Genomic DNA, 4075 nt, shown 5'->3' with positions numbered 1-4075 from the left:
GGCCGGCAGCCTGCAGAATGCTGCCGTGCAGTGCCTTGTCCGGGGCGTCGACGCGGTAGCTGTCGAGCAGCGCGTCAAGTGTCCCGGCCTGCCTCAAGATGGCCTTGCCCGCGCCGCTCGCGGCAAAGACCGTGCCGGCCATTCGCTCAGCCTCGGGCCATCGCCGCAAGTCGCCGCCATAGGCCTGGGCCAAGACGGCAAAGCGCCTGGCATCCATTGCGGGTTCGTTCCTGGATCCTTCAGCCATGTGTCGCCCCCTTGCCCGTCGGCGCCGGGCGCCAAGCGGCACCAGCAAGGCGCAATGGCCGTGGTGCGTTGGTGCTTGCCCGGTGCTTACTCATCGGCGCCATCCCCCGCCAGGATCGCCTGCAGCGACCGCCGGCCGCGCGCAAGCAGGCTCTCCAGGGCATCGACGCTGATCTGCAAGGTCGCTGCCGCCTCGATATTGGACATCTCCTGATAGTAGACCAGAACGATGGCTTCGCGCTGGCGCGGCGCTATGGCTTGCAGCGCCCGTTCGACCCGAAGCGCTTCCTCCTGGCGAGGGGCATCGGGAAGTGCCGCGGGGTCGACCATCTCCGGCAGGTCGCCGGTCACCCACTCGCGCCTGCGACGCAGCCGGTCGTAGCAAAGGTTGAGCGTCACCCGGTGGATCCAGCTGTCGAAGCGCGCATTGCCGCGCCGCCAGCTCGCGGCATGGCGCCAGATCCGCACGAAGGTTTCCTGGGCGACATCCTCGGCCTCCGCCGCATCGCCGAGCATGCGCACGGCAAGCGCCAGGATACGCGGCAGCTTGCGCGCGACGAGGGTTTGCACCGCTGCCGGCTCGCCGGCGCCAACACGGCGAACCAGCTCCTCGTCCGGATCCGCAGCCATCAGTCGGCGAACTCCCGATATTCATCGCGCGTCATTGCCTCTTGGTCATTGCTCCCTGCTTGACCTCTTGGTCATTGCTTCGGCTTGGGAGCGGTTTTGTGGCCCGGCAGTTCGTCGGCCGTCAAAATGCCGTCGGCATTCTTGTCCAGCCGGGCGAAGCGCCTGGCGAAGAATGCATCGAGTTCGGCGCGATCGATGAAGCCGTCATGGTTGGAATCGATCCGCGCGAAGGATTTGGCGGCGTCGCCCTTGACGTTGCGCTTCGTCTGAAAGGCCTCCCATTCCAGCAGGCTGATCTTGCCGTCGCCATCCGTGTCGGCCGCCATGATCGCCTTTTCGCGCCGCTTCTGGAATTTGGCCAGCGTGATGTCGGACCTGGTCCCCGAAGCGCCTGGCGCGGCAAGTGGCGCGGCGGTCGGCGGTGCAGGCGGCGTCGTTGCCTGGGCGAAAGCCGCAACGGTCTGCAAACTCAAGGCAACGACTGATATCGAACGGCGGATCATGCTGTGCGTCTCCAGGTTGGCGCGACGCAGACGGCTTGTGCCGCCATCGCGCTTCAACCGTTAAACGCCGCGACCCGGAAAATCCGTCGGTCGCGCCTGCTGATCCGTTCACGCCCGGACAAAAGAGGGTGCCCATCCCGGCTCGATCGGGATGGAAGGAACTCTAGTCCGACTGGTCGGCCGCAATCAGTTGTTCGGGCTTGAACCCGGCATGTTGCGGGGTCCACACCTCGCCCTCGCGATTGAACCAGTGGCACAGATACATGCCCGAGGCTGCCCCATCGCTGATCGTCATCCTGGGACCTCCGGATTTCAGCCTGACGACGTCTCCGGTCTTGAAATTGTTGGGCATTTTTGACCTCCCATGCTGAGGCCATGATTTTCACACCAAACCGGTGTCTCGACAATGGCAGATCTGCCAGGCCGGCGCCGCAATCCTTTGCACCAGCTGCGAAGGGGCAGACAGACGACAAAAATGGAGGAGGAATGGTGCCGCTTGCGTGACTCGAACACGCGACCCCCGCATTACGAATGCGGTGCTCTACCAACTGAGCTAAAGCGGCCCAGGAAGCCAAGGCCTCCAGGATGCGGCGGTGATAGACGCAACCGGGCGCGAATTCAAGATGCGACTTGGCAATTCCTGCGTCGGCGTCGTGGCACCCTCGAAAGCCGGCCGCCGCCTTGTCCGCCAATCAATCGCCAAGGGAATGCGGCGCACGGTGCGTGTGCTCCCTGTGCGCGAAAATCGGCGAAACATGCTGATTTTGTTGCCGGAACAGCGCCGGAATGGACTTTGCACACCTCTGCGAGGCAGAATACGCCGCTCGCCCGTTGATTGATTGGTCGCCTGCGGCTAACGATCACGGCAAGGTTGGCAAAGACAGAGGGACCCGCTTGGACGCGATCGAAAAAGCGATCCGGAACGCCTTGGAGAAAGGCAATGCCGAGGACCGCGCGTTCCGCGAGAGGGTCTATCGCTCGGCTTTTGCCGCGCTCGATCGCGCGCTCCAGGCCAATCCGGGTGTGACCGTTGAGGTCGCCATCAAGCGCCGCAAGGCAATTCAGGCGAAAATCACCGAAATCGAATCCGAGTTCCTGCCGGCGGTGCCGGATGTCGGTCCGCAGGGCGATGCACCGGCGGTCGAACTCGGAGCGGACCCGGCGCCCGCGGTCGAAACCGGCCGACAGGCATCGTCCCCCGATGTCGTCGTCGACGGACCCGTGCAATCCGCTGCCGATGCGCCGCGCTCCCGCGTTCTGCCCGTCGTTCCCGACATCATGCCGGAGGCCACGCTTCCCGATGCTCCGGCCATCGACATGTCGGTTCCGGCCTCGGCCGGCGCGACGACGGAAGTGGCGCCCGACCGCGATGAACGGCGCATAAGGGGACGTCGCCTGCCGCTGACCGCCATCTTCCTGACCGTGACACTGCTCGCCGCGGTTGGCATCGGCCTGTTCTTCGCCGTGCAGACCGGCGTGTTCAAGACATCCGCGCAACTCGACACCGCCCCGCCGCAGGCGCCGCCGACCGTCGAGGACGACGATTTCACACCGGCCGACGGCGGTCCGGCAAAACCCGGCGCCGCGGACCAGGCGCGCGACTGGATCAATGTGTTTTCGCCGGCCGATGCATCCCATGTCAGCGCGCCGTCTGACGCCAGGGCCGAGGTGATGAAGGACGATACCGGTTCGTTCCTGCGCATCCGTTCCGGCGCGTCCGGTTCGGCGATCAGTTTCGACGTCGGACAAGGCGTGCTGGAGAAGCTGGCCGGCAAACATGCCGTGTTCGACATCATTGCCCGCTCCGAAGAAGGCAAGGAGACGCAGATTTCGGTCGACTGCAATTTCGGCGAACTCGGCGACTGCGGCCGCAAGCGCTATGCGGTCGGCCAGCAGCAGAACGAATATCTGTTCGATGTGCAGTTTCCCGACAAGCGTCCGGGCTCGGCCGGCACCATTGCCATCAATTCAGACTTCGACAAGCAGGGTAAGGCCGCGGACATCTACGAAATCCGCGTTTCGATCGAGCCGTAAGAGCGCTGAACGGTCTAGCGGTCGAGCAGCGCCTGTAGCGTCTCGATGCGGTCGGCCTCGTTGGCCGGCTTGTCCCAGCGCAGCCGCGAAATGCGGGGAAAGCGCATGGCGACGCCGGATTTGTGCCGGGTCGAGCGGTTCAGCCCTTCGAAGGCGACTTCCAGCACAAGGCCGTTGTCGCGGTCAGCCCGCACCGAGCGCACCGGCCCGAAACGCTCGATCGTGTTGTCGCGGACATATTTGTCGATCTGCTTCAACTCCTCGTCGGTGAAGCCGAAATAGGCCTTGCCGACCGGCACCAGTTCCTCTTCCCCTTCGGCACCTGTCCAGACGCCGAACGTATAGTCGGAATAGAAGCTCGAGCGTTTGCCGTGGCCGCGCTGGGCATACATCAGCACCGCGTCCACCGTGTGCGGATCGCGTTTCCATTTGAACCATGGACCTTTCGGCCGGCCGGCGACATAGGCTGAGTCCCAGCGCTTCAGCATGACGCCTTCGATGATCGGATGCGGCGGCACCCGGCGTAGTTCCTCAAGCGTTTGCCAATCCGTGAAGTCGACGAATGGCGAAAGATCGAAACGGCTCGGGTCGAGCGTTCCGACAAACGCTTCCAGCCGACCGCGCCGCTCGCGAAACGACAGCGCGCGCAAATCCTCGTCGCC

General features: G+C 64.4%; 4 protein-coding genes, 1 tRNA gene and 2 pseudogenes. 1 reads left to right on the top strand and 6 read right to left on the bottom strand.

Annotation, left to right across the window (positions count from 1 at the left end; all coding sequences use genetic code 11):
* The 5 genes and pseudogenes from EN893_RS22080 to EN893_RS22060 form a co-directional block, all read right to left on the bottom strand.
* Positions 1–247, bottom strand: a pseudogene (locus tag EN893_RS22080) (hypothetical protein); the annotation flags it as partial.
* A gap of 86 nt (positions 248–333) precedes the next feature.
* Complete coding sequence (locus EN893_RS22075) at positions 334–876, bottom strand: RNA polymerase sigma factor (protein ID WP_127269065.1); 543 nt, start codon at positions 874–876, stop codon at positions 334–336.
* 71 nt (positions 877–947) lie between these two features.
* Entirely contained in the window at positions 948–1379 is a 432-nt protein-coding gene (locus EN893_RS22070; RefSeq protein ID WP_127269066.1) for an acid-shock protein, read from the bottom strand.
* Positions 1380–1542: 163 nt separating this feature from the next.
* Entirely contained in the window at positions 1543–1731 is a 189-nt protein-coding gene (locus EN893_RS22065) for a DUF2158 domain-containing protein (protein ID WP_023811455.1), read from the bottom strand.
* A gap of 135 nt (positions 1732–1866) precedes the next feature.
* Positions 1867–1942 (bottom strand) — tRNA-Thr (locus tag EN893_RS22060).
* A gap of 331 nt (positions 1943–2273) precedes the next feature.
* On the opposite strand from EN893_RS22060, the gene EN893_RS22055 reads away from it, so the two are divergent.
* The gene (locus tag EN893_RS22055; protein WP_164748764.1) at positions 2274–3413 is read left to right on the top strand and encodes a hypothetical protein; all 1140 of its coding nucleotides are present in this window, start codon (positions 2274–2276) and stop codon (positions 3411–3413) included.
* A gap of 14 nt (positions 3414–3427) precedes the next feature.
* Here EN893_RS22055 and EN893_RS22050 read toward each other — a convergent pair.
* Positions 3428–4075 (bottom strand): annotated as a pseudogene (locus tag EN893_RS22050) (ATP-dependent DNA ligase); the annotation flags it as partial.

The organism is Mesorhizobium sp. M7A.F.Ca.CA.004.04.2.1 (assembly GCF_004022825.1).
In the GTDB taxonomy this organism is placed as follows: domain Bacteria; phylum Pseudomonadota; class Alphaproteobacteria; order Rhizobiales; family Rhizobiaceae; genus Mesorhizobium.
Note: the sequence above shows the minus strand (reverse complement) of the source record. Positions and strands in the feature narration are given on the sequence as shown.